The following is a 26,558-nucleotide window of genomic DNA, read 5'->3' on the forward strand; positions in this document are numbered from 1 at the left end:
CGATCCGCGAACGAATGAAGAACGCCCGCGCGGATCTGCGCGGAAGTCGCTATTGTGACGCCTGCCCCCGAATCAGGAGTCCGCATGGCCCGCGACGGCGCCGTCTATGTCTGCCAGTCCTGCGGCGCGGCGCAGTCCAAGTGGGCGGGTCAGTGCCCGGCCTGCAACGCCTGGAACAGCCTGGTTGAAGAGGTCACCTCCCGCGCGCCGGGCTCGATGGCGGCAAGCAAGGCGACCAAGACGCGCGGCCTGGCGTTCGAGGGCCTCCAGAGCGACACCCCTGCCCCGCCGCGCATCGCCACCGGCGTCGACGAGTTCGACCGCGTCTGCGGCGGCGGCGTGGTGCCCGGCAGCGCCATCCTGATCGGCGGCGACCCCGGCGTCGGCAAGTCGACGCTGATGCTGCAGGTGGTCGCCCAGGCGTCCCTGCGTGGCGTGGCCTGCGCCTACATCTCTGGCGAAGAGGCCGTCGAACAGGTGCGCGGCCGCGCCGCCCGCATGGGCCTGGCCCACGCCCCGGTGAAGCTGGCCGCCGAGACGGCCCTGCGCGACATCATGGACGGGCTGAAGAAGGAGCACTTCGATCTGGTCGTGATCGACTCGATCCAGACCATGTGGAGCGACGCCCATGAGGCCGGCCCCGGCTCGGTCACCCAGGTGCGCAACTGCGCGTCCGAACTCGTGCGGCTGGCCAAGAAGCGCGGCGTGGCCGTGATCCTCGTGGGGCACGTGACCAAGGACGGCCAGATCGCCGGTCCGCGCGTTGTGGAACACATGGTCGATGCGGTGCTCAGCTTCGAGGGTGAGCGGGGCTATCCGTTCCGCATCCTGCGCGGGGCCAAGAACCGCTTCGGCGCGACCGACGAGATCGGCGTGTTCGAGATGGGCGACGCGGGCCTCAGCCAGGTGATCAACCCCTCGGCCCTGTTCCTCAACGAGGGCGGAGAGCGCGCCGCCGGCGCGGCGGTGTTCGCCGGCATCGAGGGCTCGCGCCCGGTGCTGGTGGAGTTTCAGGCGCTGGTGGCGCCGTCGGCCTACGGCACGCCCCGCCGGGCGGTCGTTGGCTGGGATACGGGCCGTCTGGCCATGGTGCTGGCGGTGCTGGAGTCGCGCTGCGGTCTCGCCTTCGGCAACAAGGACGTCTACCTGAACGTCGCCGGCGGGCTGCGGATCACCGAGCCGGCGGCGGACCTCGCGGCGGCGGCGGCCCTGGCCTCTTCGGCGCTCGACGAGGCCCTGCCGCAAGACTGCGTGGTGTTTGGCGAGGTCAGCCTGTCAGGCGAGGTGCGCCCTGTTGGTCGCGCCGAGACCCGCCTCAAGGAGGCCGCGAAGCTGGGCTTCAGACGCGCCCTCGCCCCGATGGGCGCCGGCGACAGCCTGGCGGTCACGGGCGTGTCCCGACTGGTCGACGCGGTGACCCGGATCGGAGAGCAGCGATGGAACTGACCCAGTTCGACTTTATCGCCGGACCGCTGCTGCTGGTCTCGGCGATCATCGGCTTCACGCGCGGCGCGACCAAGGAACTGATGACGGTGCTTGCCTTCCTGCTGGCGGTGATCCTGGCGATCGTCTGCCTGCGGTTCACAGCGCCGCTCGGCAGATCGCTCATCGATCCGGACTGGGCCGGCGTCGCCATTGCCCTGCTGTTCGTGTTCGGGCTCGCCTACATCGCGCTCAGGCTGCTGGGCTCGACCCTTGAGCGACAGGTTCGCGAGACGCAGGCCATGGGCATGCTCGACCGGGCCGTCGGCACCGGCTTTGGCCTGGTCCGCGCGCTTGTGTTGCTGGGCGGGTTCAGTCTGCTGTTCAACATGGCCACGCCCGCGGAGACCGCGCCGCGCTGGGTGACGAACGGGCTGTTTTATCCGCTGGCCGATGCATCCGGCCGCGTGCTCAAGGCCTTCGCCCCGAACGGCTTCGCGGTGGCCCAGACCGTGGCGCCGCGTGTGGAAAAGGCGGTTCGTGACGGTGTTATGGCGCCCAAGCCCGGAGAAAAAGGGTATGAGGCCGACGAACGCGACGCCGTGGACGATCTGGTGGAGAAAACGCGATGACCGCTAGCCGGACCAGCGACCGACAGGTGCAGCCTCCCGCCCGCGATCCGGACGACGACACGCTGCGGCTCGAGTGCGGCGTCTTCGGCGTCTTTGACGTCAGCGACGCGGCCGCCGTGGTGGCCCTGGGCCTGCACGCCCTGCAGCATCGCGGTCAGGAAGCCTGCGGCATCGCCGCCTTCGACGGCCAGAGTTTCACCACCGAACGCCACCTCGGCCACGTCGGCGAGGCCTTCACCGGCGCCGACCTGGTGGACCGCCTGCCGGGCACCTACGCCATCGGCCACACCCGCTACGCCACGGCAGGCGGCAGCGGCATCCGCAACGTCCAGCCGATGTTCGCCGATCTCGAGGCCGGCGGCGTCGCCCTGGCCCACAACGGCAACCTGACCAATTTCCTGACCCTCCGCGAGCAGCTGGTCTCTGACGGAGCCATCTTCCAGTCGACTTCGGACAGCGAGGTGATTCTCCACCTGATCGCCCGCTCGCGGAAGGCCCGCGTCGTCGACCGCTTCATCGACGCCATCAGCCAGATCGAGGGCGGCTACGCCCTGGTGGCCCTGACCAACAAGAAGCTGATCGGCGTGCGCGATCCGCTCGGCATCCGGCCGCTGGTGCTCGGCGACCTCGACGGCAAGCCGATCCTGGCCTCGGAGACCTGCGCGCTGGACATGATCGGCGCCCGCTTCGTGCGTGACGTCGAGCACGGCGAGATGGTGGTCATTTCGGAAACCGGCGTGGAAAGCCTCAAGCCGTTCCAGACCGGCGAGGCGCGGCCCTGCGTTTTCGAGTACGTCTACTTCGCTCGCCCCGACAGCGTCGTGAACGGCCGCTCGGTCTATGACGTGCGCAAGCGCATGGGCATGCGGCTGGCGGAAGAGACGCCCTGCACCGCCGATGTGGTCGTCCCGGTGCCCGACAGCGGCGTTCCCGCCGCTCTCGGCTACGCCAAGGCCAGCGGCATCCCCTACGAACTGGGCATCATCCGCAGCCACTTCATCGGCCGCACCTTCATCCAGCCGACCCAGGGCGTGCGCGAGCTCGGCGTGCGCATGAAGCACAGCCCCAACCGCGCGGTGCTCGAGGGCAAGCGCGTGGTCCTGATCGACGACTCGATCGTCCGCGGCACCACCAGCCGCAAGATCGTGCGCATGGTCCGCGAGGCCGGGGCGACTGAAGTCCACCTGCGCTCGGCCAGCCCGCCAATCATGTGGCCGGATTTCTACGGCATCGACATGCCCGACCGGGACAAGTTGCTGGCGGCGCGCAAGTCGCTGGCCGAGATGACTGCCTTCCTCGAAGTCGACAGCCTGGGCTTCCTGTCGGTCGAGGGGCTCTACTGGGCGCTGGAGGCAGGGCCGCGCAATCCGGCCTGCCCGCAGTTCACAGACCACTATTTCACCGGCGACTACCCGACCCGCCTGCTGGATCGCGAGATCGCCGAGGGCGGCCACGACAGCGGCCGGCAGCTGTCGTTCCTGGTGAGCGCGTGAGTCAGACGGGCGCGGGCTGGCTGAAGAGCCTCAAGCCCGACCCCTACATCATCGCCATCCTGCTGATGGTCGTGATCGCCAGCGTCCTGCCTGTGCATGGCCAGGGGGCCGTCTGGTTCGGCTGGCTGACCAAGGCGGCCATCGCGCTGCTGTTCTTCCTGCATGGCGCGCGTCTGCCGCGCGAGGCGGTGGTGGCCGGGCTGGTCCACTGGCGACTGCACCTGACGGTGCTGGCCTCGACCTTCGTGCTGTTTCCGCTGCTGGGATTGCTGTTCGTGCAGTTGCCCGAGAGCCTGCTCCCGGCGCAGTTGGCGGCGGGGGTGCTGTACCTCTGCCTGCTGCCCTCCACCGTGCAGTCCTCGATCGCCTTCACATCGCAGGCGCGCGGCAACGTCGCCGCGGCCGTCGTGGCGGCCTCGACCTCGAACCTGATCGGCGTGGTGCTGACGCCTGTGCTGGTCGGCGTCTTCCTGCACACCCAGACGGGCGGCCTGTCGCTGAAGGCCGTGCAGGACGTCGCGGTGCAGATCCTGCTGCCGTTCGCGTTCGGTCAGCTGGCCCGGCCGTTCGTCGGCGGCTGGGTCGCGCGGCATGCGAAACTGGTCAGCTACACTGACCGCGGCTCGATCCTGCTGGTGGTCTACGGCGCGTTCAGCGCAGCGGTCGTGGGTGGCCTCTGGAAGCAGGTCAGCGGGCTGGAGCTTGCTGTGCTTCTGGCGATCTGCGTGGTGCTGCTGGCGGTGGTTCTCGCGGCGACGCTGATGGCGGCCCGGGCCTTGAAGTTCTCGACCGAGGACGAGATCGTGACCGTCTTCTGTGGCTCCAAGAAGGGCCTGGCCACCGGCGTGCCCATGGCCAGCATTCTCTTCCCTGCCGCCAGCGTCGGCTTCATCGTCCTGCCGGTGATGCTGTTTCACCAGATCCAGCTGATGGCCTGCGCCGTGATCGCGCAAAGGTATGCGGCGAGGGTTCAAGAACCGACGACGAGCGGCTAGAAGCCCCGCATGGACTCCCTCCCTCTCAAGGACCGCGTCGCCCTGGTCACGGGCGCGACCCGCGGCATCGGCTATCAGGCCGCGCTGGGCCTCGCCCGCGCCGGCGCCCACGTCATTGCGCTGGGCCGCACCCAGGGCGCGCTGGAAGCGCTCGACGATGCCATTTTCGCCGAGACCGGCCAGCATGCGACGCTCGTGCCGATCGACCTGAAGGCTCCCGAAGGGCTCGACCCGCTGGGCGCGCACATCTTCGAGCGCTGGGGCCGGCTGGACATCCTGGTCCATTCGGCGGCCGTGCTCGGGGGCATCACCCCGACCGGCCATATCGACCTGAAGCGCTGGGACGAGGCCGTCGCGGTGAACCTGACGGCGAGCTGGCGGCTGATCCGGTCCTTCGAGCCGCTGCTGAGGGCCTCTGACGCCGGTCGGGCGATCTTCCTGACCACCGGCAGGGTGCAGCGTCCCAAGGCCTTCTGGGGGGCCTACGCGGCCACCAAGGCGGGGATGGAGGCGCTGGTGCGCTGCTGGGCCGACGAGCTCGAGTCCACCTCCGTGCGCGCCGTCCTGCTCGACCCCAATTCGATGCGGACAAGGATGCGCGCCGAGGCCTATCCCGGCGAGGATCCGGCCACGGTCACGGACCCGGCCGAGATCGCGCCGCTGATCGTGCAGCTGGCGCAGGCGGACCTCGGTCAGCCGACGGCTTCTGTGGTGTTCAGCGACTGGAAGGCGGCGGGCGGAAGGTTGCCGGCGAACGGGTGATGCTCCCCATCGGAGGAGCTGTCGGCGAAGCCGACTGAGGGGGTCCGCTCAGATTTCGGGTGACCCCCTCCGGCCCTTCGGGCCACCTCCCCCGATGGGGAGGATCTCAACTCAGCTCTTCTTCCCGGTCCGCGTCGACGGCCTCGGCGGACGACCCTTCACGGAGCCGCCGCCGCGCAGCTTCTGGATGCCCGGGCGCGAGCCCTTGGCGCCCTTGGCCTTGGTGAATTTCAGGGCCACCGCGGCGCGGGCCTTGGCGGCCTTGACCCCGGTCAGCTTGACGACGGTCTTCTTCACCGGCTTGGGCTTTTCGACCCCAGCCTCGGCGTTGGCGACCTCCTCGGCGCGGGCGGCCTTGGCCTCGGCGGCGAGCGCCATGGCCTTTTCCTTCTTGATCAGCCCGCCCGACTGGTAGGACGGCGCGCCGCCCTTGGCCTCGCCTTCCGCATAAGGGTTCTTGTTGCTCTTCAGCGTCAGGCGGATCGGCACGCCGGGCAGGTCGAAGCTCTCGCGCATCGAGTTCACGAGATAGCGGCGGTACTGCTCGGGCATCTGCTCGGCGCGGCTGGAGAACAGCACAAACGTCGGCGGACGGGCCTTGGTCTGGGCCATGTACTTCGGCTTGATCCGCTTGCCGCCGACGGCGGGGGGCGGGTGCCGCTGGATGGCCATGGCCAGCCAGTCGTTGAGGTCGCGGGTCTTCACCTTGGTCGACCAGTTCTCGTAGACCTTGGCCAGCGCCGGCATCAGCCGCTCGACCCCGCGACCGGTCTCGGCCGAGAGCGCCACGACGGGCGTGCCGCGCACCTGCGGCAGCATGCGCTCGGCGTGCTCCTGGAAGGCCTTCAGCCGCGCCTGCGGATCCTCGACGAGGTCCCACTTGGCCAGCACGAAGACCAGGGCCCGCCCTTCCCGCTCGACCAGGTCGGCGATCTGCAGATCCTGGATCTCGAACGGATGGGTGGCGTCCATCACCAGCAGGACGACCTCGGCGAAGGTGATCGCGCGGATCGAGTCCGAGGTGGAGAGCTTTTCCAGCTTCTCCTGCACCTTGGCCTTGCGGCGCAGGCCGGCGGTGTCGACCAGCCGGATCTTGCGGTCGTTCCATTCCCATTCGACCGAGATGGCGTCGCGCGTGATGCCGGCTTCGGGGCCGGTCAGCATGCGGTCCTCGCCGATCAGGCGGTTGACCAGGGTCGACTTGCCGGCATTCGGTCGGCCGACGATGGCGATCAGGATCGGCTTGTCGGAGGAGTCATCCTCTTCCTGGAAGCCGATCTCGGCGTCATAGCCCGCCAGCAGGGCGTAGAGGTCGGCCATGCCCTCGCCGTGCTCGCCGGAGATGGCCAGCGGCTCGCCGAAGCCCAGCGACCAGGCCTCGGCGATCCCGGTGTCGCCGGCGCGGCCTTCGGCCTTGTTGGCGGCCAGGATCACCGGCCGCTGATAGCGGCGCAGGATGCCGGCGAAGATTTCGTCCCCCGGCGTGATGCCCTCGCGGGCGTCGACCAGGAACAGAACCACGTCGGCTTCCTGGATCGCCAGTTCGGTCTGGGCGCGCATGCGCGCCTCCAGGCTGTCGTCGTCGACATCCTCGAAGCCGGCGGTGTCGATCAGGGTCAGGTCCAGGTCGCCCAGGCTGCCGCTGGCGAAGCGGCGGTCGCGGGTGACGCCGGGACGGTCATCGACGATGGCGAGCTTCTTGCCCGCCAGCCGGTTGAACAGCGTGGACTTGCCGACGTTCGGCCTGCCGACGATGGCGAGTTTGAGGGGCATACGGACTTCTGAACGACATTGACCGCGCTCCGGGACGGAACGCGGTCAGAGGATAACAGACCTGACGCGGAATAGGGGCGCGGCCTGCGGGGCCGCGCCCATAACACGAATTGCTAGCGGATCGCCACCAGATCACCGTCGTCGGTGATCAGATAGATCATGCCGTTGACCGCCACAGGCTCGGTCAGCAGCGAGGAACCGATCTTCAGCGTCTTGAGAACTTCACCCGTTTTGGGGTTCAGGGCGATGGCGCGACCGTCGCTGGACAGCACGACCAGACGATCCGACGCGAGCACCGGGCCGCTGAACAGGGCCCGGTCCTTGCTCTTCTTCAGACCGGCGTTGAGGTCCTTGATCCAGTAGACCTGACCGCTCTCACGCGAGGCGCAGATCACTTCGCCCGCCTGGGAGATCACATAGACCACGTCGCCGGCGGCCCAGGGGCTGCCGATCGACGCCACGGGCAGCGACCAGCGCGCCTGACCGGTGCGCAGATCGGTCGCCGCGAAGATGCCGCCGTGGCTGGCCGCATAGACGTCGCCCTGGTGGATGACCGGCCGGCCGGCCACGTCGCGGATCTCGGACAGGGCCGTGGTGCGGCTGGCCTTGGAGAGGGTGTTGTTCCACAGGTCGTTGCCGTTGGCCGTGCGCAGGGCCACGACTTCGCCAGACGCGAACGCCGCAACGACGGTGTCGCCGGAGATGGCGGGGCTCGGCGAGGCCAGGATACGCGCCGGCTCGACCAGCGCCTGGAAGGTCCAGCCGGGCGCGCCCGTCGCGGTGTCGAAGGTCAGCAGTTCGTTGTCGGTGCTGACCACGAACATGCGGCCGTGGGTGACGACCGGGGCGCCGTGGATCGGGGCGTCGGTCATCCGCTTCCAGCCGGCCTCGCCGGTGGCGGCGTCGACCTGGGCGACCATGCGGAAGCCGGACGAAATGTAGAGCTTGCCGTCGGCGAAGGCGATGCCGCCGCCGAAGCCGTCCTTGTCACGCTTGACGCGCGGACGGACCGACTTCTTCCAGATGATCGCGCCGGTCTGGGCGTCGATCGCGGCCAGATCGGTCTCGGCGTCCATCACATAGACCCGGCCGCCCGCGACGATCGGAGCCGTGGTGATGTGGAACGAGCGGGCCGAGCCCTTGCCGAAGCCACGCCGCCAGGCGATCTCGAAGGCCGGAGCCGCCTCGATGTTCTCGACGTTCTGCTCGCCCAGGCCGCCCGGTTGCGGCCATTCAGTCTGCGGAAGCGCGGGGGGCAGGAAGAAGTCAGCGCCCTTGAGCGCTTCGGCCGCCTCGATCCGCTGATCGAAGGCGATGATCGAAATGCGGCGACCGTCGCCGGCCACTTCCTGGGGTTTGTCCTTCTTGCCGAAGGACGGCACCAGCTTGCCGGCCGCATCGCCGACCGCGCTGACGGTGGAGCAGCCGCCAAGCGCCATGGCGCCGGCGACAAGAACGGCGACGCCGACGTTACGCGAGATCATTGCGGAATTCCCTGGGCTTGCGGGCCGCCGGGACCCATCAGGCCCCCCGGCATTTGCGGCGGAGGCGGCGGCAGCAAGGCGGCGGCCTTGGCCGCGGCCGGAATGGCGCCGGCCGAACCGGAGTCGATCAGGGCGAGCGCGGCCTGCGCGCGCTGGCGCATGCCGTCGCTGGCCCCGAGAACCTGCGACAGATAGGTGAAGTCAGCCTTGGCCTCGGCGGTCTTGCCCGCCATCACCTTGGCGAAGGCGAGGGCCTCACGCGCCGGGAGGCGGTAGGGTCGCTTCTCTTCCATCAACGGCGTCAGCCTCCCCTCGAGGTCCTTGTAGGGAGCGGTATCCAGAAGCGCCAAGGCGGATTTGAGGCGGGCCAGATCGCCGAGCACGGGGTCGGTGGAGGCCTTCGCGGCCTCGTCCCACAGCTTCACCGCCTCATCGGTTTTGCCTGCTTCCATGCGCATGCCGCCCTGGGCCATCAGAGCCAGGCCCTTGTAGCCACGGGCGCCGGAGTTCACGACTTCACCGAGCTTGGCGTAGCCGCCGGCCTGGTCGCCTGCGGCGGTCGCCTCAAGGGCGGCCATGTAGGTTTCGGAGGCCTTGTCGGCCCTGGAGCGGTTGTAGGAGTCCCAGCCCCAGTACGCGAGGGCCGCCAGCAGCGCCGCGGCGGCCACACCCAGCACCCAGGGAAGGGCCTTCATCGCCAGGGCTCTGTACCGCTCGGTGCGGATCTGGCCCTCGACCTCTTCAAAAACATCGACCACGAACGGGCGCTCCGGGAAATCCGCTGATTGAGGCTGCGGAACCTATAGGGTGAGCCGCGCCGCTGCAACGCGGCGTGACGCCGAGGCCCTCAGGACTTTTTGGAGAAATAGGTCTCGGCCTCGCCAGGGAAGCGGCGAGCGCGGACGTCGGTGGCGTAGGCGGCGGCCGCGCGGCCGATTTCACCGCGCAGATCGGCGTAACGGCGGACGAACTTCGGCGTCCAGTCGAACAGGCCCAGCATGTCGTCGCTGACCAGAATCTGGCCGTCGCAGCCGGCGCTGGCGCCGATGCCGATCGTCGGCTGGGCGATGGCGGCGGTGATGTCGCGGGCCAGCGGTTCGGCCACCCCCTCGACCACCACCGCGAAGGCGCCGGCGTCGGCCGTGGCGTGCGCCTCGGCGAGGATGCGGGTGCGCTCGTCCTCGGTGCGGCCCTTGGCCTTGAACCCACCGTCGACCAGAACCGCCTGGGGCCGCAGGCCGACATGGCCCATGACGGGGATGCCGCGCTGGACCAGATAGTGGATGGTGTCGGGCACCGTCGGACCGCTCTCGACCTTGATTCCCTGGGCGCCGGTTTCCTTCATCACGCGGGCGGCGTTGGCGTAGGCCTCTTCCTTCGAGCCCTCGTAGGAGCCGAACGGCATATCGACCACGACCATCGCCCGCCGGGCGCCGCGCATCACCGCCTGGCCGTGCAGGATCATCATTTCCAGCGTAACGCCGACGGTGTTGGGCAGGCCGTGGACCACCATCCCGACCGAGTCGCCGACCAGCAGCAGGTCGCAGACATCATCGAAGATGGCCGCGACCGGAGCCGTATAGGCGGTCAGGCAGACGATCGGTTCGCCGCCCTTGCGGGCGGCGATGTCGGGCGCGGCGATGCGGCGGACGGACTCTTCACGTTGGGCGGACAGGAAGGCCTCCTGCGGATTACTGGAACTCTTCCACCGCCCGGGTGACGGCGAACGCCAGCGCCATAACACCCAGCGCCGCCGCCAGCCACAAAACCTCGCCGCCGAACGGCAGCGCCGAAATGTTCTCGCTCGTCTGCACCAGGCCGTTGACGCTGCTGGTGAAGGCGACAGCGTTGCGCTGGGTCGCCTCGCCGGCGTCGAACAGCAGGCGTGAGCCGAGCAGCTGGCTGACCCCCACCAGACCCGCGACGAGGCCGGCGGCCCCGATCCCGACCTGGCGCAGGTTCCAGCCCCGGTCGAGACGCATCTCCACCAGGCGGGCGAAAGCCTCCGAATCCAGCATGACCGGGGGTTCGTTGAACATCCGGTCGAGCTTCATCTCGAAATCGAGCTCAGCCATGACCCTTACTCCCCGCCGGCTCGCTCGTTGCGCCTTCAGGCGGCGCAAGTCGGAGCCTGAGCTTATCCAGACCACGTTTGACATGGGATTTGACCGTTCCCAGAGGCGCATTCAAGGCCTCGGCTGCTTCGGCGTGTGAAACCCCCGCTCCGTAACAGAGCGAGACGCACATCCGTTCCGCGGGCGAGAGCGACTTCATCGCCTCGTCCAGATCGATGCGGGCGGCTGCGGAAACCTCCCCACCGTGACTGTCCTCAAGATCCTCGGCCTCCACATCGAAGCGCGACTCCTTGCGCCAGCGGCGCACATAGAGCCGGGCCGCGATCTTGCGGACCCAGGCCGAGAAGGTGCCCTCGCCCCGAAACTCCGAGACACGCTCGAAGGCGGCCAGGAAGGCGTCCTGCGCGATATCGTCGGCCAGCGACGGCTCGGCGCCCATGCGCCGCAGCAGTCCCCGGACCGCCGAGCCGTGTCGGCGAACCAGTTCGCCAAAGGCCGGCCGGTCGCCCGCCGCCGCAAGGGCGGCGAGCTCGACATCGTGCAGACTGGCGGGTGTTCTGACCCCGGCCATGTGCTTGCGCTCCCCTTCCAATCCCGATCAGGTCAGGGTTGCTTGGCTTTGTTCGGGTTGAAGAAGCTGAGGACGATGTAGGCCAGGCCGATGATGGCCGGGATCGCGCCGATGCCGAGCAGCGGGTGGAAGGCGTCCGCTTCATCGAAGCCGATGACGAAGCCGAACGCGCCGATGCCCAGACCGACCGCGAGCCAGATGATGCCGGCGCGCAGATCACTCAGCGCGGTCGGGGCGACCTTCACGTTCTTGGTCATGGCGTCGATGATTTCGGTCGGCAGCGGCAGACCCTTGTCGATGGCGGCGCGGAGCGTCGAGTGAAGTTCGCGGCGTTCCCGGCTCTTGAGCCACGACGGCACGATGACGATGGCGCCGATCATGGCGAACATGCTGATCGGGATCAGGATGGTGAAGTCCATTGGATGTCCTCGTTGATCATTCGACGACGCCTGATCGGGCCGCCTTCTGACTAGTAAGAGGCGCCGGCGAGGGCCAACGGATGCGGGTCGCCGGATGAAATCTTCGTAACGCGCACTAAAGCCGGATGCGGAGGACCGAGAGGTTCCGGCTGATCACCACAAAGGCGGCCGTCAGCGTCAGCACCGCTGCGACCGGCGCCAGCATCCGCGACACCGGTTCGATCAGGGCACCGAGCGCCGGCGCACAGGCCCAGAGGGCCACGGCGGCGGCGAACGCCAGCACCGCGCTGTTCGCGAGCCCGACCAGCAGCTCTCGCCGGGCCACCTTCCGCGCGACCTCGGCCGTGAAGACCGGATCCTGTTCAGGGCCCCGGCCTTCCCGGAGGAAGGCGGACAGACGCTGCTCGGCCGTCATGGCTTGTCTCCCAATACACTCAGCAGTTTATCCCGACCGCGCGCGACATGCGACTTTATCGTGCCCAGCGGTAGGCCCAGGGCGTCCGCCGCCTCGCCGTGCGACCAGCCGTCCGCAAGACACAGGGTGACGGCGGCCCGCTGGTCCTGCGGAAGGGTCGCCATCGCAGCCTCGAGCGCCATGCGGTCCTCGGCGGCGAGACCGGAGGTCTGCTCCTCCCGCTCTTCGGACCACGCGTGGTCGCGGCGGGCGCTTCGGGCGGCGGAACGGTTCAGGGTCAAGGCCTTTCGCCAGGCGATGCCATAGAGCCAGGGCCGAAACCCCTCGTCATCGCGCAGCCGGCCCAGATTGCCCCAGGCGGTGACGAACGCTTCCTGCGCGACGTCGTCAGCATCGGCGCCCGCTGCGCGGCGCAGGAACCGGCGCAGCCCCTGCTGGTGTCGGTCCACGAGCCGCCCGAAGGCGGCCTGGGAGCCGCCCCTCGCCGCCCGGACAAGCGGCGCATCCACCGTCAGTCCTTCGGCGACCGCATCATCAGGGTCGCCACCAGCGAGGACAGGCACAGGGCGCCCATCACGAAGGTGACGATCAGGAAGGCCGGCCCCGCCTCATAGAGGTCCGTCTGGGCGGCGTAGCCGAACCCGAGGGCCAGCGAGCCGAACAGCGCCACGTTCGGCCAGCCGCCGACGCCGCGTCCGCCGTAGTAGCGCCGCGTGCGGCGGCCGCGTCCCTCGTCGCGGTCCCAGTCGTCATCGGACGAGGACTTGTTGAGGCTTTCCATCAGCCCGGGCGGGATCTCCCTGCCGCTGGCCACGTACGTCTTGATCAGGTCGAGCGTGTCGCGGTGACGCCGCAGGTTCAGCAGGCTCTGCCATGCGCCGGCGATGAACCAGAACAGCGGGAACATCAGCCACCAGTACGACCGGAACAGGTCTTCGAAGCTGTCCATGGTCCTAGCCCTCCGAACGGCGGCTGAGCTTGTCGATCAGGCCCGCCGGGATGTCCTTGCCGCTCGCGGCGTAGGACTTGATGAGATCGACCGTGTCGCGACGGCGCAGATAGCGCAGCCAGGCGCGCCAGCCGGCGATGATGAACCAGGCCATCGGGAACAACAGCCACCAGTAGGAACGGAACAGGTCTTCCATGAACTTCGCCTCCAGCCCCGACGCGATCATCGCGCCTTTCTGAGAGGTAGTCGCCGCCGATCCGCGCGATGGATGCAGCGTACCGAAACTTTTTTCAGGCCGACGGTCAGACCTCCGCGATCCACTGCCTCAGCACAGCCCCGAACGCCGGCAGGTTGGCCCGGAAGGCATCCCCCGCGCCGAGCGTCGCCATGCAGCGATCCTTGCCGAGCCATTTGAGCAGGCCTGCCGGATCGGCGATGTCCGGCTTCTGCAGGTCCGGTCGCACCTTGGCGCCCAGATGCAGGATCACCTGCAGACTGTTCGTCGAGCGCAGGTTGATCGTGGCGAAATCATCGGTGGTCCGGAAGGTCGGCGCCTTCCACTTGATCCCCTCCCCGACCTGCGGGCCCAGTCCAAGGATCAGCGCGCGAACGCTCTCGATCTCGGCCTTCATCGGATGGTCGAGCTCGGCGATGAAGGCGGCGACCACGGGGTCCATCCGAATCTCCGGCGGAATGACGCCGGGCCAGTCTATCCCGCTTTCAGACCGCCGTTCATCCCGTCTGACCCGAACCCGGTCCGGACGTCAGGCCTTGTCGAACACCCGCGCGTAGAGATCCGGCTTGAACCCCACCGTCAGGCTGCCATCCACGTCCAGAACCGGGCGTTTGATCATCGAGGGCTGGGCCAGCATCAGGGCGATGGCCTTCGCCTGGTCCAGGCCGGTCTTGTCGTTGTCCGGCAGCTTGCGGAACGTCGTGCCGGCACGGTTGAGCAGCACGTCCCAACCCACCTGCCCGGCCCAGCGCTCGAGGGTCGCCCGGTCGATCCCGGCGACCTTGTAGTCGTGGAAGGCATAGGCAACGCCCGCGGCATCCAGCCAGTCGCGGGCCTTCTTCATCGTGTCGCAGGCCTTGATGCCGTGAAGGGTGATGGTCATGGCGCCTCAGCCGATCTCGTAGATGGAATAGATCGGCCCCGTGGCGGTCTGCTCGCCCGTGCCAACCGCCAGAACGTTGTTGAGCCAGCTATAGCGCGGATCGCCACACTCGAAGCGCGCCGTGATGGCGAGGGAGTACTCAGCGGGATCCAGCACGGCGCCGCGACCGAACCGGGCCATGGCCTCCGGCGCGGCCAGGAATCGTCCCTGATAGGTCAGGTAGATCAATGCGCCGTCGTCGGTCGACAGGGTCAGACGGACATCGATGACCATCACCCCGTCGGGCCGGTTGATCACCCAGTCGGCGCCGCCGACGACGGTTCCGTTCAGGCGTTCACCCGCAAAGGTTCCGCCGGTCACCGGCGCGATCCGGCGCAGACCGGCGGGTGTCTGGCCAATCCCTGTCATGCCGCGGAAATCCACGGTCAGGGTCAGCGTGAGAAGGGGGGCATGTTTGAGGCCGGGCATGGCCCACCCTAGCACCAGTCGATCAGGTTGTGTCGGGCGCAGCGTCGACGCGGGCGAAGAAGACGGTCACGCGCATGCCCTGGCCGGGCGCGGATTCCACCTCGACCGTCGCGCGGGCGTTCTGTCGCAGGGACTGCACGATCAGGACCCCCAGCCGTCCAGGCTTGGGCCAGACAGCGCCTTCAGCGAGCCCAATGCCGTCGTCGGAAATGATCACCCGGCAGCCGGTGTCGTCGATCAGGCTGTGAAGACTGATCGTGCCGCCGTCCCTGCCGACGAAGGCGTGCTTGAGCGAGTTGGTCAGCACCTCGTTGACGACCAGACCCGCCGGCATGGCGACGTTGATAGATACCGGCCAGGTGTCGACCTGCAGATTGAGATGGATGCCCTCGATCGCGTGGGCCTGCATCACCGCCGAGGCGATCTGGCTCAGATAGACGCCCAGGTCGACGCTCTCGCCGAAGGAGTCCGCCGAAAGGGTCTGGTAGAGGATCGCCAGCGCGCCGACCCGTCCGGCAAGGCGATCGAACGGCTCCCCCGCGTCCCGATCGGACGTGTTGCGCGCCTCCAGCCGGATCAGGGCCGTGATCATCTGGAGATTGTTCTTCACCCGGTGCTGCAGTTCCTGCAGCAGGACGTCCTTCTCCTGGACGAGAAGTTCGAGCTCCGCCCGGTCGCGCGGGCCGATCTCGGCCAGGGCGACCAGCCGGAACATGGGTCGACCGTCGTCGTCCTGGATGATGTTCGACCAGGCGTCCACGGCGACCGGGCCGTCCTCGCCGTCGAGGTTGAAGGCGCCGATATAGTCCTCGTCAGCGGCGATCGCGTCGCTCAGATTGCGGCCCGCTGCGGCTGACGCAATCGCGTTCAGCACGCCCCAGGGGCGCCCCTGCACCGACGCCGCGGCCTGTCCGGTGAGACGCTCGAACTCGATGTTGGCGTACGTGACCCGTTCCGACGGATGCAGCTCGGCCACCGCCACCGCCAGCGGCATGTGATCGAGGAACTGCTTGAACCGGTCGCTTTCCAGCGCCTCGGCGAGATTCGGCGTGTCGAGAAGTGAGCCGGGCGCGGACTTGTCTTCGTTGGCGGACATCGTCGCTATCACCTCCGGGCCCCGACAAGCGGGACGACAACGCGCCATACCCGTTTCGGGTATGCGCCGCTTCGCCGCTGCAATGAAGTCATTTGCCCGGTTGCGGCGGTCTCAAGGCAGTATCGCCCCTGAATGCCGCGTGAACCGGGCCTAGCGCCGCGAGGGGAACTGCCGGCGGGCGGTCAGCCGGGTGACGAACGCCTCATGGCTCTCGAGGCCGTCCAGGTCGTCGATCCGCCGGGCCAGAGCCTCCGCCTCGTCCGCCAGCGGCTCGGCGTCATCGCGGGTGCGATGATCGCTCCACAGGAGGGTGATCGCCGTCCGCAACAACACCAGGGCCGCGCGGGGATAGCGGGCCTCCAGGCGCGCGGACCATTCCGCCAGGTCTGTCGGATCTCCGGCGACCTCGTCCCGCCGCGCGATGATCATGGCCGCAGCTTCCGGCAGGGCGGGCCAGCCCATCAGAAACGCCAGCCCATCACCGAAGGACCTGTAGCGCGCCGCGACCTCGAAGGCCTGGTCTGTCGCGACCACGTCATCGAAATCCGGCAACGCCTTCAAAAAGCGACGCAACTGGGCGTCCGACAACGTCCGCTCAAACGTCGCCCAGCGCTCCTCATGGGCCGCCTTGGTCTCGCCGGCCTGATCCAGGGTCTCGATCCACACCACGTACCAGGGCTCGGCGGCGGGATCGGGGCGACCGTCGAGGCCGCGCGCCCGATTGCGCGGATCGGCCGCCTGCAGGGTCGCCAGCGCCTCGTCGACCCGGCCGGCCGCCAGCAATCGCCGCCCCACCGCCGCGGCCGTGCCCGGATCGTGGCGCAGGGTGGCGGGAACGGTCTCAAGAAAGGCGTCGACATCGCCGGCCGCATCCGCCACCGCGCGGATGACGCGCGCCGACGGCTTGAACGCCGGCCGCGCGGCGATACGCGCGTTCAGCTCGGCCAGCACCGCCGCGCCGAAGCCCGGACCGAACGCTGTCAGCGCCGACCCCAGCCGCTCGCCCCAGGTCGTCGTTGCGCGGAACAGCATGTCGGCCACCTCCCCCGCCAGGGCGATGTCGGCGGGCGCACGCGGCGCGAGCGCGGCCATGTCGCCGGCCGCCTCGACAAAGACCTGGTCCAGCTCGCCTTTCGGATCCTTGACCCGGGCGAACAGGTCGTCGGCGAGGCCGAGGAACGCCCAGAGCCGTCGCGCCGCGATGCCGGCGTCGAGGTCGCCCAGGCGGCCCGCGATCATGCGGCGCAGGACGTGCAGATCGAGGATGAACTCCGGCCTCTTGCGCCAGGAGATCTTGGCCCGGCTCCCGGCGATCATCGCCAGCCGCTTGTCGACCTCTTCAGCCAGGGCTTCGGCGCCGCTCTCGGCGGCCAGTTCCATGCGCAGACGCCGCTTGAGCGCCGGCTGGCTGTCGCTGAGCTCGAGCAGGAGCGCCGCCAGGGCTTCGGGGCCCAGGGCCTCGAGGTTGGCCGACGTCAGGCGCCGCGTCGAGGCAGGCGACTTTCTGGCCTTGGCGCCGGTGCGGACAACAGCTGCCGCCATGCGGTTACCGGAGACCCGGGATGGCGCGCATCACGGCGTCATGACCCGGAAATTCAGCGCCTGGAGCGCCGGGGACGGGGTCGGCGCCAGCAGCAGCACACCCTCGATCCGGCCTTTCGCGCAGCTCCAGGTGAACGCACCCTGCATGGCCGTGACCGGGGCCACGGGCTCGGTGGCCGGGCAGTCGCCGACCTCGGCCTTCAGCCTTGCCAGTTCGGCGGCCCAGTGCGCCTCGTCGCGATCCAGCAGGAAGTTCATCGCCAGCCCGTCCCGGGATCCGGACACCGAGCCGACGGCCCAGATCCTGCGGGCGATGTCATAGCCGGCCGCGACACCCTTGCTTGTGACCGGCTCCCGATCAGGGAAAGCCCGGCTGGCCTGAAGGGTCAGCGCGACCTTCCAGACGGCGGACGACGGGCCGGCGTAGGTGCGGTTGGTCAGGATGAAGATGCCGATCCCCTTGTCCGGCAGCAGCATCACGTTCGAGCCGTAGCCCGGATAGCCGCCGCCGTGCTGCAGCGCGCGGCCCAGCTCGCAATCGCTGATCACGGTCCAGCCCATAGCGTAAGCGCGCGCCGCCCTGCAGGGCGTTCCGCCTTCGAGGGTCGGACGCATGCCGCCGTTCGGGAAGTTGGAGCCCTCGACGATCCCGCGCACGGTCGCCCTCGGGACCGGTCCGGTCTGCGCTCCATCCCGCGCGGGCCAGGCCGACAGCAGGAAGGCGAGCCAGCGCGCGTAGTCGTTGGCGCTGGTCTGAACGCCGCCCATGGCGCCGAACACGCCGTCGGCCATGTCCGGCTCGCGAAGCCAGGCCGCATCCTGCCAGCGGTAGCCTAGCGCGCGACGGTCGGCGGGTGACTTGCTGATGTCATAGCCGGTCGACGCCATGCCGAGCGGGGCCATGACGCTGTCGCGGATGTAGTCCTGGTAGGGCTTGCCCGAGACGTTGCCGATGATCCGGCCCAGCAGCGCGTAGCCGAAGTTGGAATACTCCATCGCCATGCCCGGCGGCCGCGAGAACGGTACGCCGGCCTTGAGCATCCGGGTGAACGCCGCCTCCGGCAGGGGTTGCTGGCGATCGCCCCAGGGATCGTCTGTCACGAAGCCGGCGGTGTGATTGAGCAGGTCGCGGACCCGGATCCGGCGGCTGTCGCCGGTCGGATAGGTCCAGCCGCGCATCTCGGGCACATAGGTTTCCGCCGGCGCGTCCAGCGACAGCTTGCCCTCGTCCGCCAGCTTCAGAATCGCCAGCGCGGTGAACGCCTTGCTCATCGAGGCGATGCGGAACAGCGAGTCGGCGGTGACCGCCCGCTTCGACTCCAGATCCTGGACCCCCTGCCCGCGCACGACGGCCAGCTGTCCGTCGATGACGATGCCGTAGACCAGACCAGGCACGTGCGCCTCGGTCCGCCACTGCTCGATGATGCCGTCGATGTCCTTGAGCACCGCCTCGTCAGGCGCGGCGGCCCGAGCTGCGACCGGGGCCGTCAGGAGACCCAGCGTGGCAAGGCCGATAGCGATCAGTCGTTTCATGGTGCGTCCGCCTGTCTCTGATCGTCCGAGTCCATGCGGAAAACTATCATCCACCGGTGCGGGCGACGAGGGGCGCCCCTACTCCCACTCGATCGTGCCGGGCGGCTTGCTGGTGACGTCGTAGACGACGCGGTTCACGCCGCGGACCTCGTTGATGATCCGGGTGGCGGTCTTGCCGAGCACGTCCCAGGGGAACTCGAAGAAGTCGGCGGTCATGCCGTCGGTGGAGGTCACCGCGCGCAGGGCCAGAACGTTTTCGTAGGTACGGGCGTCGCCCATGACGCCGACGGTCTTCACCGGCAGCAACACGGCGAAGGCCTGCCAGATCTTGTCGTAGAGCCCGGCCTTCCGGATCTCGTCGAGATAGATGGCGTCGGCCTGCTGAAGCACGGCGACCTTTTCGCGGGTGATCTCGCCGGGGATCCGGATGGCGAGGCCAGGGCCGGGGAACGGGTGGCGACCGACGAAGTCCGGGTGCAGGCCCAGCTCGACGCCGAGCGCCCGGACCTCGTCCTTGAACAGTTCGCGCAGCGGCTCGACGAGCTTGAGCTTCATGTAGTCCGGCAGGCCGCCGACGTTGTGGTGGCTTTTGATAACGGCGCTAGGTCCGCCGCGCGCCGAAACGCTCTCGACCACGTCCGGATAGAGGGTGCCCTGGGCGAGGAATTCGGCGCCCTCGATCTTCGCGGACTCGGCGTCGAACACGTCGATGAACAACTTGCCGATGGTCTTGCGCTTGGTCTCCGGGTCGCTGACGCCTTCGAGCGCATCGAGGAAAAGATCAGCCGCATCAACGTGAATGAGCGGGATGTTGTAGTGGTTCTTGAACAGCGAGACGACCTGCTCGCTCTCGCCCTTCCGCATCAGGCCGGTGTCGACATAGACGCAGGTCAGCTGGTCGCCGATCGCCTCGTGGATCAGCACGGCGGCCACCGAGCTGTCGACCCCGCCCGACAGGCCGCAGATGACCCGGCCCTTGCCGACCTGGGCGCGGATCCGGGCGATAGACTCGGCCTTGAAGGCGGCCATGGTCCAGTCGCCCTTCAGGCCGGCGATGTTGAACAGGAAGTTGCGGTAGATCTGCGCGCCGTTGACCGTGTGCATGACCTCCGGGTGGAATTGCACGCCGTAGATCCTGCGGGCGTCATTGGCGATGGCCGCGAACGGCGCGCCGATCGACGTGCCGATCACCTCGAAGCCGTCCGGAATGGCGGTGACGCGGTCGCCGTGGCTCATCCAGACCGTTTCCAGGCCGCCGACGCCAGCCAGCCCCTCGAAAAGCGGACTGGCCTTTTCGATGGTGACTTCGGCGCGGCCGAACTCGCCGGCGTGGCCGCCCTCGACCTTGCCGCCCAGAACGTCGCACAGCAGCTGCTCGCCGTAGCAGATCGCCAGCAGCGGCACGCGGAGCTCAAACAGCTTCGTGCCGATGCGGGGGCTGTCGGCCTCCAGCACGCTGGCCGGTCCGCCGGACAGAATGATCGCCGCCGGCTGGAAGGCGTCCACAAGCGCCTCGACCTTGTCGAACGGATGGATCTCGCAATAGACGCCCGCCTCCCGCACCCGGCGGGCGATCAGCTGCGTCACCTGGCTGCCGAAATCGACGATCAGGACGGGCTGGTGAGCGGGCTTCATTGGCAGTCCTTGTCAGCGGGACGCTGCACACCGAGCAGCGCGACTTCAGAAAGGGGAACGGCGACTTCCTCGCCGCGGGGCGTACGCAGGCCCAGGAGGTCGCCGATCAGGCCGGTCTCGGCCTGGATCAGGATCACCGGCTGGCGGCCGGCGTTCTCGCCGGTCCAGCAGGCGTACTGCGGAATGACCAGCGGCAGCGGGCTGGAAATGCCCGGCGCGCTGCCCTGGGAAAAGACCGCGTTGCCGGCGATGATGTCGACATCCGTCGCCACCCGGCCCGAGACGAACCCTGTCGCCGGCAAATCCGGCCACGGCGCGGCCGCCGCCATCAGTGTGACGGCAAGACCGATCACTTCGCCTTCTCCAGCACCGCCACGAAGAAACCGTCCGTCCCCGCGCTGAGAGGGGTGAGGCGCAGGAAGCCTTCGGGCGTGGCGTGGTCGGCGACCGCCTCGAAGGCGGCGGGAACCACGGCGAAGCCCGGCGTCCGCGCCAGGAAGGCGGCGATCCTGTCCTCGTTCTCCTCGGCGAAGATCGAGCAGGTCACATAGATCAGCCGGCCACCCGGCTTCACGTAGGCGCAGGCCTGGTCGAGGACCTGGTCCTGTTCGGCGATGCGGCGTTCGAGTTGTTCGGGCGACAGCCGCCATTTGGAGTCCGGATGCCGCCGCCAGGTGCCGGCGCCGGTGCAGGGGGCGTCGACGAACACCAGGTCCATCCGGCCGTCCATGCCCCTGAGCGGCTCGACCTCGACCGGCGAGCGGATCTGGAGGTTGCGGACGCCGGCGCGGGTGGCGCGCGGGATAATGTCGGCCATCCGACGGGCGTCGCTGTCGTGCGCGTAGAGTTGGCCGCTGTTGCCCATGGCCGCGGCCAGGGCGAGCGTCTTGCCCCCGCCCCCGGCGCAGAAGTCGAGCACCTGCTTGCCCTTGATGTCCCCGGCGCAGGCGGCGGCGATCTGGCTGCCCAGATCCTGCACCTCGAACCAGCCCTTGCCGAACTGCGGGATGGTCTCGACCGAACCGGCCCGGTCGGTTGCGGCCGGCGCGGGAATGCGGAAGGCGTTCGGCAGGATCCCGGCGGGGACCGCGTGCAGCGGGTTCAGCGCCTTCGCCGCGCGGTCGGCATCGGTCTTCAGCGTATTGGCGCGCAGGTCGACCGGCGCGCGGTCGGTCAGGGCGGCCATTTCCGCCGCGCGACCCTCGCCGAAGACGCGCGTGATCTGCGGCTCCAGCCAGTCGGGATAGTCGCCGGCCACCGGCGCCGGCGCTGCGGCGGCGTTCGGCGCGGTCAGGGCGGAAAGCTCGACCTCCGTCAGTCCGCCGATGCCGTGCTCACTGTCGCCGGCCGCTTCCGCGACCCGTTCGAGCGGCCAGCCCCAGCCGAACCGGACGGCGGCGAGGACGGCCGCTCGCGCGGTGTCCTCACCCATCATCCAGCCCAGCGAGCGCCGCTTGCGGAGCACGTCGAGGGTCAGGCCCGACACAAAGGCGCGGTCTTTCGAGCCCGCGTACCGCGCGGACTCGCCCCAGCCCTTGAGCGCCATGCGGGCAGGTTTGTGGCGCGTCTCGATATCCTCGAGGACCTGGATCGCCGCCGCTAACCGCCCGCCGTCACGCAATCAAACACCCAATATCAGGTGGCCAGGATGGCCCAGAAAATCATCAGAAGACCGGCCGTGCTGACCAGCCAGACCAGCGAGCGGATCTGCTTCACGCCGAAAGCGTAGAGCGGAACGTAGACGACCCGGCCGACCAGATAGATCAGCGCGCCGTTGTGCGTCAGGTCGCTGTTCTTGCCCGCCACATGGGCGATCAGGACGGCGGCGATGAACAGCGGCAGGGTCTCGTACAGATTGTTCTGCGCCCGTTGCAGCCGGTTGGCGATGGGCGACAGCGGCGGCATCTCTTCGTCGCGGGCGCCGGTGTTCCACTTCAGGCCGTACTGGCCCGTGCGGGCGATGTCGAAGGCCAGAATCTGGACAAAGGCGAGGACCAGCGTCCAGGCCAGCATGCAAAGCTCGAACGTCATACTCTAGTCCCCCCTGGTGGCCCGAGCCTCAGACGTTGCTCGGGTAGTTGGGCGCTTCCCGCGTGATCATCACGTCATGGACGTGGCTCTCGCGCAGGCCGGCGCCGGTGATGCGGATGAACTTCGCCCGCGACTGGAACTGCGCGATGTCGGGCGCGCCGACATAGCCCATGGCGGCCCGAAGACCGCCGACCAGCTGGTGGATGACCGGGGCGATCGGGCCCTTGTAGGGCGTCTGGCCCTCGATCCCTTCCGGCACGAGCTTGAAGGTGTCGGTGACTTCCTTCTGGAAGTAGCGGTCGGCCGAGCCGCGCGCCATGGCCCCCAGCGAGCCCATGCCGCGATAGGATTTGTAGGACCGGCCCTGGTAGAGGAACACCTCGCCGGGCGCCTCCTCGGTGCCGGCGAACATCGAGCCCATCATGGCCACGCTGGCGCCGGCTGCGATCGCCTTGGCCAGGTCGCCCGAATACTTGATGCCACCGTCGGCGATCACCGGCACGTCGCTGTCGCGAGCGGCGCGGTAGGCCTCGGAGATGGCGGTCAGCTGCGGCACGCCCACCCCGGCGACGATCCGCGTGGTGCAGATCGAGCCCGGACCGATCCCGACCTTCACCGCATCGGCGCCGGCGTCGATCAGGGCGCGGGCGGCGTCGTAGGTGGCGATGTTGCCGGCGACGATCTGGACGCGGTTGGTTTCGCGCTTCAGTCGGGCGACGGCGTCGGCGACCTGTTTGGAGTGGCCGTGCGCGGTGTCGATGACGACAACGTCGACGCCGGCCTCGACCAGCGCCATGGAGCGCTCGAAGCCCGCGTCACCGACGGTCGAGGCGGCGCCGACGCGCAGCCGGCCCTTCTCGTCCTTGGCGGCGTGGGGATGGTCGTGCGCCTTGTCGATGTCCTTGACGGTGATCAGGCCGACGGCCCGCCCGTCGTCATCGACGACGATCAGCCGCTCGATCTTGTTGGTCTTGAGCAGGCTGAGCGCGTCCGCCGAGTCGATGCCCTCGCGTACCGTGATCAGGCCTTCGCGGGTCATCAGGGCCGAGGCCTTGAGCCGGTCGTCCGTCTCGAACCGCATATCGCGGTTGGTCAGGATGCCGACCAGCTTGCCGCTGCCGGGCTCGACCACCGGGAAGCCGGAGATCTTGCGCCGCGCCTTGATCTCGCGGATCTCGGCCAGGGTCGTGTCCGGGTTGATGGTGAGCGGATTGATGACCATGCCGCTCTCGTACCGCTTCACCTCGCGGACCTGGTCGGCCTGCTCCTCGATGGTCAGGTTGCGGTGCAGGATGCCCATGCCGCCGGCCTGGGCCATGGCGATGGCCAGCCGGCTTTCGGTCACCGTGTCCATGGCGGCGGACACGAGCGGAATGTTCAGACTGATCTCACGCGTGAACCTGGAGGTCGTTGAGACCTGCGTCGGCATGACTTCCGACGGACCGGGTTCGAGCAAAACATCGTCGAAGGTGAGCCCTTCGCGAATCTCCATGGGAGTCTCCGTTTTGCGGGCGCGGTATCGTGGCAAAGGGGGGCGCTGTCAACGGGGACGAGGCCGGGGCGGGGGATTCATCGACCACAAACCCCGGGCGAACGGGAACGAACGTCGCGCGCCCCTAGCGACGCGAGGCGGATATCCCCTACCCTCCGGGCGAGCCGTCGGGGGAGACGCCATGACCGAGACCACTGTGACCATCGCGCCGCCGGCCGCCGGCCCTGTCGAGCGTGATCCGGTGATGGACATTCTGGCGCTGGCCTTCAGCACCGATCCGGCGGTCCGCTACATGTTTCCGGGCGCGGCGTCGTACCTCGCCAGCTTCAACCGGCTGGCCACGGCGATGGCGGGCAGCGCGCTGGCGGCGGGGACCGCGTGGGTTGCCGATGACGGCGCCGCGGCGGCCTTGTGGCTGGCGCCGGGCGTCCACGCAGACGGCGAAGCCATCGGCGCCCTCGTCGGCGAGACGGTCAGCGAGGACCGGCTGGAGACCCTCGGCCAGCTCGGCGAGTTGATGGGCCAGTTTCACCCGGAAGAACCGCACTGGTACCTGTCGATGATCGGCGTCGACCCGTCGCGGCAGGGTCAGGGCCTCGGCTCGGCACTGCTGAAGGCGGGCCTCGCCCGCTGCGACGCCGACGGCCTGCCGGCCTATCTGGAAAGCTCCAGCCCGAAGAACGTCCCGCTCTACGAACGCCACGGCTTCGAGGTCATCGGCCTGATCAAGCCGGGCGACCATCCGGGGCTCATCCCGATGTACAGGGCGGCGCGTCGCTAGCCCTTGAACCCCGTCGCCACGAGGAAGACCTCGGAGCTGTCCGCCCGGCTGGCCTTGGGCTTCACGTGCTGGACCTTGTCGAAGTGCTTCTTCAGGTCGCGGATGATCTGGGCGGTCTCGCCGCCCTGGAAGGCTTTCGCCACAAACGAGCCGCCCGGCTTGAGCGTCTCGATGGCGAAGGCCGCCGCCAGTTCGATCAGGCCGACGATGCGCAGGTGGTCCGTCTCACGGTGACCGACGGTATTGGGCGCCATGTCCGACAGAACGATGTCCGGTTGCCCGCCGAGCATTTCGATCAGCAGCGGACCGGCCTTCGGATCGGTGAAATCCATCTGGATCATCTCGGCCGGCGGCAGCGGATCGACGGGCAGCAGGTCGATACCGACGATCTTTCCGGCGCCGCGCTTGATCGCCATCTGCACCCAGCCGCCGGGCGCGCAGCCCAGGTCAATGATCTTTGACCCTGGCTTGACCAGTTTGAACCGGTCGTCGATCTCGGTGAACTTGAACGCCGCGCGGCTGCGATAGCCCATGGCGCGGGCCTCGGCCGAGAAGGGGTCGTTGATCTGCCGCTCCAGCCACGCCTGGGACGAGGGCCGGCGGCCCTTGGCGGTCTTCAGGCGGGCGGGCTTGCCGCGGCCGACGCCATCGTTGCCGCCGGTGGGCAGGCGGACCATGCGGCGCTTGGGGGGCTCTTCGTCACTCATGCGGGGGCTTGTACAGGTTTCCGCGACGCTCCGCCCCGTTTGCGTCGCCGGCGGCGCGGCTGTTCATCGCTCATCAGGCCCATCAGCAGCCCTTCACGCAGGCCACGGTCGGCGACCCGCACCCGTTCGCAGGGCCAGAGCTCCTGCACCGCCTGCAGGATCGCGGCGCCGGCGAGGACCAGATCGGCGCGGTCGGCGCCGATGCAAGGCTGGTCGGCGCGCTCCTGCGGCGTCCAGGCCAGCAGCCGGTCAGTGGTCGCCTCGCACTCGCCGCGGGTCATCCACAGGCCGTCGACGCGCGTGCGGTCGTAACGGGGCAGATCGAGGTGCAGGCCGGCCAGGCTGGTGATCGCGCCCGAGGTGCCGACCATGTGCGCCCGCCCGCTGGTGAACACCTCGCGGAACGGCTCGGCGTGCGGGAAGGCGGCGATCCGTTCCTTGACCGCATCGACCATCGCCCGGAACCAGCCCTGGACGTCATCGCCGGCCTCGGGAAAGCGCTCGGCCAGGGTGACGACGCCGATCGGCACCGACAGCCAGGCCTTGATCGGCAGCTTCCATGGCGCGAACTGGCGCGGCCGGGCGTCGAGCCCCTGCCCTTTCAGGTCGACCCAGGACAGCTCGGTCGAGCCGCCGCCGACATCGACCACCAGCGCCGCCTCCGCCTGGCGGTCGAGCAGGTTGACGCAGCCGGCCACGGACAGCTGGGCCTCTTCCTTGGGGGTGATGATCTGCAGCCGCAGACCGGTCTCGCTGGCGACGCGGGCGATGAATTCCTCGCCGTTCTCGGCCTGCCGACAGGCCTGGGTGGCGATCGCCTTGATCCGCACGCACTTGCGCCGCCGGACCTTCTCCGCACAGACCGTCAGGGCGGCCAGCGCCCGGTCCATGGCCTCGTCGGACATCCGGCCGGTCAGGGTCAGCCCCTCGCCCAGCCGGACGATGCGGGAATAGGCCTCGACCACGCGAAAGCCGCCCTGCGTAGGTGTGGCGACGAGCAGCCTGCAGTTGTTGGTGCCAAGGTCCAGCGCCGCGTAAGCGGGTGGCGGGCCCCCATGGGACCCCCGGCGATCCCCGCGGGGACCACCTTGCGCGCTGGGCGCCTCCGACATGGTGTCGTACCTGTCTGCGCAGGCGCTCATGATCGGGCGCCTCGTTTCGCCGA

The 26,558-nt window shown here is 68.8% G+C and carries 30 protein-coding genes; 6 read left to right on the forward strand and 24 right to left on the reverse strand.

Annotation, left to right across the window (positions count from 1 at the left end):
- The first annotated feature begins 84 nt into the window (after positions 1–84).
- Genes radA through AC3WJT_RS14790 form a run of 5 tightly spaced genes read left to right on the forward strand, consistent with a single transcriptional unit; the run spans position 85 to position 5,304 of the window.
- Positions 85–1,446: a DNA repair protein RadA gene (gene radA / locus AC3WJT_RS14770; RefSeq protein WP_492343896.1), complete on the forward strand. Its 1,362-nt coding sequence runs from the start codon at positions 85–87 to the stop codon at positions 1,444–1,446.
- Positions 1,437–2,054, forward strand: coding sequence for a CvpA family protein (locus AC3WJT_RS14775; protein WP_492343897.1), 618 nt, complete (start codon positions 1,437–1,439; stop codon positions 2,052–2,054). The genes radA and AC3WJT_RS14775 overlap by 10 nt, the downstream gene beginning before the upstream one ends.
- A complete protein-coding gene (gene purF, locus AC3WJT_RS14780; RefSeq protein ID WP_492343898.1) occupies positions 2,051–3,547 on the forward strand; it encodes an amidophosphoribosyltransferase in 1,497 nt (498 codons plus the stop codon). The genes AC3WJT_RS14775 and purF overlap by 4 nt, the downstream gene beginning before the upstream one ends.
- Positions 3,544–4,542 (forward strand): bile acid:sodium symporter family protein, encoded by a 999-nt coding sequence (locus AC3WJT_RS14785; RefSeq protein WP_492343899.1) that lies wholly within the window; start codon positions 3,544–3,546, stop codon positions 4,540–4,542. Before purF ends, AC3WJT_RS14785 begins: the two co-directional genes overlap by 4 nt.
- 9 nt (positions 4,543–4,551) lie before the next feature.
- The gene (locus tag AC3WJT_RS14790; protein ID WP_492343900.1) at positions 4,552–5,304 is read left to right on the forward strand and encodes an SDR family NAD(P)-dependent oxidoreductase; all 753 of its coding nucleotides are present in this window, start codon (positions 4,552–4,554) and stop codon (positions 5,302–5,304) included.
- A gap of 111 nt (positions 5,305–5,415) precedes the next feature.
- Here AC3WJT_RS14790 and der read toward each other — a convergent pair whose 3' ends face one another.
- The 22 genes from der to guaB all read right to left on the reverse strand — a co-directional run bounded on the left by der (position 5,416) and on the right by guaB (position 23,905).
- Positions 5,416–7,077: a ribosome biogenesis GTPase Der gene (der, locus tag AC3WJT_RS14795; protein WP_492343901.1), complete on the reverse strand. Its 1,662-nt coding sequence runs from the start codon at positions 7,075–7,077 to the stop codon at positions 5,416–5,418.
- A 113-nt stretch (positions 7,078–7,190) separates the two neighbouring features.
- Positions 7,191–8,561, reverse strand: a complete 1,371-nt coding sequence (locus tag AC3WJT_RS14800) for a PQQ-like beta-propeller repeat protein (RefSeq protein WP_492343902.1) — start codon at positions 8,559–8,561, stop codon at positions 7,191–7,193.
- Entirely contained in the window at positions 8,558–9,319 is a 762-nt protein-coding gene (locus AC3WJT_RS14805) for a tetratricopeptide repeat protein (protein WP_492343903.1), read from the reverse strand. Before AC3WJT_RS14805 ends, AC3WJT_RS14800 begins: the two co-directional genes overlap by 4 nt.
- Before the next feature lie 89 nt (positions 9,320–9,408).
- Positions 9,409–10,236, reverse strand: a complete 828-nt coding sequence (gene panB, locus AC3WJT_RS14810) for a 3-methyl-2-oxobutanoate hydroxymethyltransferase (RefSeq protein WP_492344186.1) — start codon at positions 10,234–10,236, stop codon at positions 9,409–9,411.
- Positions 10,237–10,252: 16 nt separating this feature from the next.
- Positions 10,253–10,636 carry a hypothetical protein gene (locus AC3WJT_RS14815; RefSeq protein WP_492343904.1) on the reverse strand — a complete coding sequence of 128 codons (384 nt, stop codon included), beginning with the start codon at positions 10,634–10,636 and terminating at the stop codon, positions 10,253–10,255.
- The gene (locus AC3WJT_RS14820) at positions 10,629–11,207 is read right to left on the reverse strand and encodes an RNA polymerase sigma factor (RefSeq protein ID WP_492343905.1); all 579 of its coding nucleotides are present in this window, start codon (positions 11,205–11,207) and stop codon (positions 10,629–10,631) included. Before AC3WJT_RS14820 ends, AC3WJT_RS14815 begins: the two co-directional genes overlap by 8 nt.
- 32 nt (positions 11,208–11,239) lie before the next feature.
- On the reverse strand, positions 11,240–11,626 hold the full coding sequence (locus AC3WJT_RS14825; protein ID WP_492343906.1) for a DUF6249 domain-containing protein: 387 nt from the start codon (positions 11,624–11,626) through the stop codon (positions 11,240–11,242).
- 115 nt (positions 11,627–11,741) lie between these two features.
- The gene (locus AC3WJT_RS14830) at positions 11,742–12,041 is read right to left on the reverse strand and encodes a hypothetical protein (RefSeq protein ID WP_492343907.1); all 300 of its coding nucleotides are present in this window, start codon (positions 12,039–12,041) and stop codon (positions 11,742–11,744) included.
- Positions 12,038–12,550 (reverse strand): RNA polymerase sigma factor, encoded by a 513-nt coding sequence (locus AC3WJT_RS14835; protein ID WP_492343908.1) that lies wholly within the window; start codon positions 12,548–12,550, stop codon positions 12,038–12,040. The genes AC3WJT_RS14830 and AC3WJT_RS14835 overlap by 4 nt, the downstream gene beginning before the upstream one ends.
- A 2-nt stretch (positions 12,551–12,552) precedes the next feature.
- The gene (locus AC3WJT_RS14840; protein ID WP_492343909.1) at positions 12,553–12,990 is read right to left on the reverse strand and encodes a hypothetical protein; all 438 of its coding nucleotides are present in this window, start codon (positions 12,988–12,990) and stop codon (positions 12,553–12,555) included.
- 4 nt (positions 12,991–12,994) lie between these two features.
- Positions 12,995–13,216, reverse strand: a complete 222-nt coding sequence (locus AC3WJT_RS14845) for a hypothetical protein (protein ID WP_492343910.1) — start codon at positions 13,214–13,216, stop codon at positions 12,995–12,997.
- A 76-nt stretch (positions 13,217–13,292) separates the two neighbouring features.
- A complete protein-coding gene (locus AC3WJT_RS14850) occupies positions 13,293–13,667 on the reverse strand; it encodes a DUF1801 domain-containing protein (protein ID WP_492343911.1) in 375 nt (124 codons plus the stop codon).
- A gap of 87 nt (positions 13,668–13,754) precedes the next feature.
- Complete coding sequence (locus AC3WJT_RS14855) at positions 13,755–14,108, reverse strand: ArsC family reductase (RefSeq protein ID WP_492343912.1); 354 nt, start codon at positions 14,106–14,108, stop codon at positions 13,755–13,757.
- Positions 14,109–14,114: 6 nt separating this feature from the next.
- The gene (locus AC3WJT_RS14860) at positions 14,115–14,576 is read right to left on the reverse strand and encodes a DUF3237 domain-containing protein (protein WP_492343913.1); all 462 of its coding nucleotides are present in this window, start codon (positions 14,574–14,576) and stop codon (positions 14,115–14,117) included.
- Positions 14,577–14,598: 22 nt separating this feature from the next.
- Positions 14,599–15,672, reverse strand: coding sequence for a sensor histidine kinase (locus AC3WJT_RS14865; RefSeq protein WP_492343914.1), 1,074 nt, complete (start codon positions 15,670–15,672; stop codon positions 14,599–14,601).
- A 150-nt stretch (positions 15,673–15,822) separates the two neighbouring features.
- Positions 15,823–17,214: a DUF6880 family protein gene (locus AC3WJT_RS14870; RefSeq protein ID WP_492343915.1), complete on the reverse strand. Its 1,392-nt coding sequence runs from the start codon at positions 17,212–17,214 to the stop codon at positions 15,823–15,825.
- 30 nt (positions 17,215–17,244) lie between these two features.
- Positions 17,245–18,747, reverse strand: a complete 1,503-nt coding sequence (locus AC3WJT_RS14875) for a serine hydrolase domain-containing protein (protein WP_492343916.1) — start codon at positions 18,745–18,747, stop codon at positions 17,245–17,247.
- A 78-nt stretch (positions 18,748–18,825) separates the two neighbouring features.
- On the reverse strand, positions 18,826–20,382 hold the full coding sequence (gene guaA / locus AC3WJT_RS14880; protein WP_492343917.1) for a glutamine-hydrolyzing GMP synthase: 1,557 nt from the start codon (positions 20,380–20,382) through the stop codon (positions 18,826–18,828).
- A complete protein-coding gene (locus tag AC3WJT_RS14885) occupies positions 20,379–20,735 on the reverse strand; it encodes a hypothetical protein (protein ID WP_492343918.1) in 357 nt (118 codons plus the stop codon). The genes guaA and AC3WJT_RS14885 overlap by 4 nt, the downstream gene beginning before the upstream one ends.
- The gene (locus tag AC3WJT_RS14890; RefSeq protein WP_492343919.1) at positions 20,732–22,003 is read right to left on the reverse strand and encodes an RsmB/NOP family class I SAM-dependent RNA methyltransferase; all 1,272 of its coding nucleotides are present in this window, start codon (positions 22,001–22,003) and stop codon (positions 20,732–20,734) included. Before AC3WJT_RS14890 ends, AC3WJT_RS14885 begins: the two co-directional genes overlap by 4 nt.
- Positions 22,004–22,017: 14 nt before the next feature.
- Entirely contained in the window at positions 22,018–22,413 is a 396-nt protein-coding gene (locus tag AC3WJT_RS14895) for an MAPEG family protein (protein WP_492343920.1), read from the reverse strand.
- A gap of 28 nt (positions 22,414–22,441) precedes the next feature.
- Positions 22,442–23,905, reverse strand: a complete 1,464-nt coding sequence (gene guaB / locus AC3WJT_RS14900) for an IMP dehydrogenase (RefSeq protein WP_492343921.1) — start codon at positions 23,903–23,905, stop codon at positions 22,442–22,444.
- A gap of 181 nt (positions 23,906–24,086) precedes the next feature.
- Between guaB and AC3WJT_RS14905 the strand changes: the two genes are divergently transcribed.
- Positions 24,087–24,686 carry a GNAT family N-acetyltransferase gene (locus AC3WJT_RS14905; protein ID WP_492343922.1) on the forward strand — a complete coding sequence of 200 codons (600 nt, stop codon included), beginning with the start codon at positions 24,087–24,089 and terminating at the stop codon, positions 24,684–24,686.
- Here the strand turns inward: AC3WJT_RS14905 and AC3WJT_RS14910 are convergent.
- Positions 24,683–25,393, reverse strand: coding sequence for an RlmE family RNA methyltransferase (locus tag AC3WJT_RS14910; RefSeq protein WP_492343923.1), 711 nt, complete (start codon positions 25,391–25,393; stop codon positions 24,683–24,685). The two genes, AC3WJT_RS14905 and AC3WJT_RS14910, sit on opposite strands and share 4 nt — an antisense overlap.
- Positions 25,390–26,505, reverse strand: coding sequence for a Ppx/GppA phosphatase family protein (locus tag AC3WJT_RS14915; RefSeq protein WP_492344187.1), 1,116 nt, complete (start codon positions 26,503–26,505; stop codon positions 25,390–25,392). The genes AC3WJT_RS14910 and AC3WJT_RS14915 overlap by 4 nt, the downstream gene beginning before the upstream one ends.
- Between the last annotated feature and the right edge of the window lie 53 nt (positions 26,506–26,558).

This window comes from Caulobacter sp. FW305-C-30-S16 (assembly GCF_058783025.1).

Coding starts and splice junctions, on each gene's coding strand:
- radA (WP_492343896.1), top strand. CDS start 85: ATGGCCCGCGACGGCGCCGTCTATGTCTGCCAGTCCTGCGGCGCGGCG.
- AC3WJT_RS14775 (WP_492343897.1), top strand. CDS start 1,437: ATGGAACTGACCCAGTTCGACTTTATCGCCGGACCGCTGCTGCTGGTC.
- purF (WP_492343898.1), top strand. CDS start 2,051: ATGACCGCTAGCCGGACCAGCGACCGACAGGTGCAGCCTCCCGCCCGC.
- AC3WJT_RS14790 (WP_492343900.1), top strand. CDS start 4,552: ATGGACTCCCTCCCTCTCAAGGACCGCGTCGCCCTGGTCACGGGCGCG.
- der (WP_492343901.1), bottom strand. CDS start 7,077: ATGCCCCTCAAACTCGCCATCGTCGGCAGGCCGAACGTCGGCAAGTCC.
- AC3WJT_RS14800 (WP_492343902.1), bottom strand. CDS start 8,561: ATGATCTCGCGTAACGTCGGCGTCGCCGTTCTTGTCGCCGGCGCCATG.
- AC3WJT_RS14815 (WP_492343904.1), bottom strand. CDS start 10,636: ATGGCTGAGCTCGATTTCGAGATGAAGCTCGACCGGATGTTCAACGAA.
- AC3WJT_RS14820 (WP_492343905.1), bottom strand. CDS start 11,207: ATGGCCGGGGTCAGAACACCCGCCAGTCTGCACGATGTCGAGCTCGCC.
- AC3WJT_RS14825 (WP_492343906.1), bottom strand. CDS start 11,626: ATGGACTTCACCATCCTGATCCCGATCAGCATGTTCGCCATGATCGGC.
- AC3WJT_RS14830 (WP_492343907.1), bottom strand. CDS start 12,041: ATGACGGCCGAGCAGCGTCTGTCCGCCTTCCTCCGGGAAGGCCGGGGC.
- AC3WJT_RS14840 (WP_492343909.1), bottom strand. CDS start 12,990: ATGGACAGCTTCGAAGACCTGTTCCGGTCGTACTGGTGGCTGATGTTC.
- AC3WJT_RS14845 (WP_492343910.1), bottom strand. CDS start 13,216: ATGATCGCGTCGGGGCTGGAGGCGAAGTTCATGGAAGACCTGTTCCGT.
- AC3WJT_RS14850 (WP_492343911.1), bottom strand. CDS start 13,667: ATGGACCCCGTGGTCGCCGCCTTCATCGCCGAGCTCGACCATCCGATG.
- AC3WJT_RS14855 (WP_492343912.1), bottom strand. CDS start 14,108: ATGACCATCACCCTTCACGGCATCAAGGCCTGCGACACGATGAAGAAG.
- AC3WJT_RS14860 (WP_492343913.1), bottom strand. CDS start 14,576: ATGCCCGGCCTCAAACATGCCCCCCTTCTCACGCTGACCCTGACCGTG.
- AC3WJT_RS14865 (WP_492343914.1), bottom strand. CDS start 15,672: ATGTCCGCCAACGAAGACAAGTCCGCGCCCGGCTCACTTCTCGACACG.
- AC3WJT_RS14870 (WP_492343915.1), bottom strand. CDS start 17,214: ATGGCGGCAGCTGTTGTCCGCACCGGCGCCAAGGCCAGAAAGTCGCCT.
- AC3WJT_RS14875 (WP_492343916.1), bottom strand. CDS start 18,747: ATGAAACGACTGATCGCTATCGGCCTTGCCACGCTGGGTCTCCTGACG.
- guaA (WP_492343917.1), bottom strand. CDS start 20,382: ATGAAGCCCGCTCACCAGCCCGTCCTGATCGTCGATTTCGGCAGCCAG.
- AC3WJT_RS14895 (WP_492343920.1), bottom strand. CDS start 22,413: ATGACGTTCGAGCTTTGCATGCTGGCCTGGACGCTGGTCCTCGCCTTT.
- guaB (WP_492343921.1), bottom strand. CDS start 23,905: ATGGAGATTCGCGAAGGGCTCACCTTCGACGATGTTTTGCTCGAACCC.
- AC3WJT_RS14905 (WP_492343922.1), top strand. CDS start 24,087: ATGACCGAGACCACTGTGACCATCGCGCCGCCGGCCGCCGGCCCTGTC.
- AC3WJT_RS14910 (WP_492343923.1), bottom strand. CDS start 25,393: ATGAGTGACGAAGAGCCCCCCAAGCGCCGCATGGTCCGCCTGCCCACC.
- AC3WJT_RS14915 (WP_492344187.1), bottom strand. CDS start 26,505: ATGTCGGAGGCGCCCAGCGCGCAAGGTGGTCCCCGCGGGGATCGCCGG.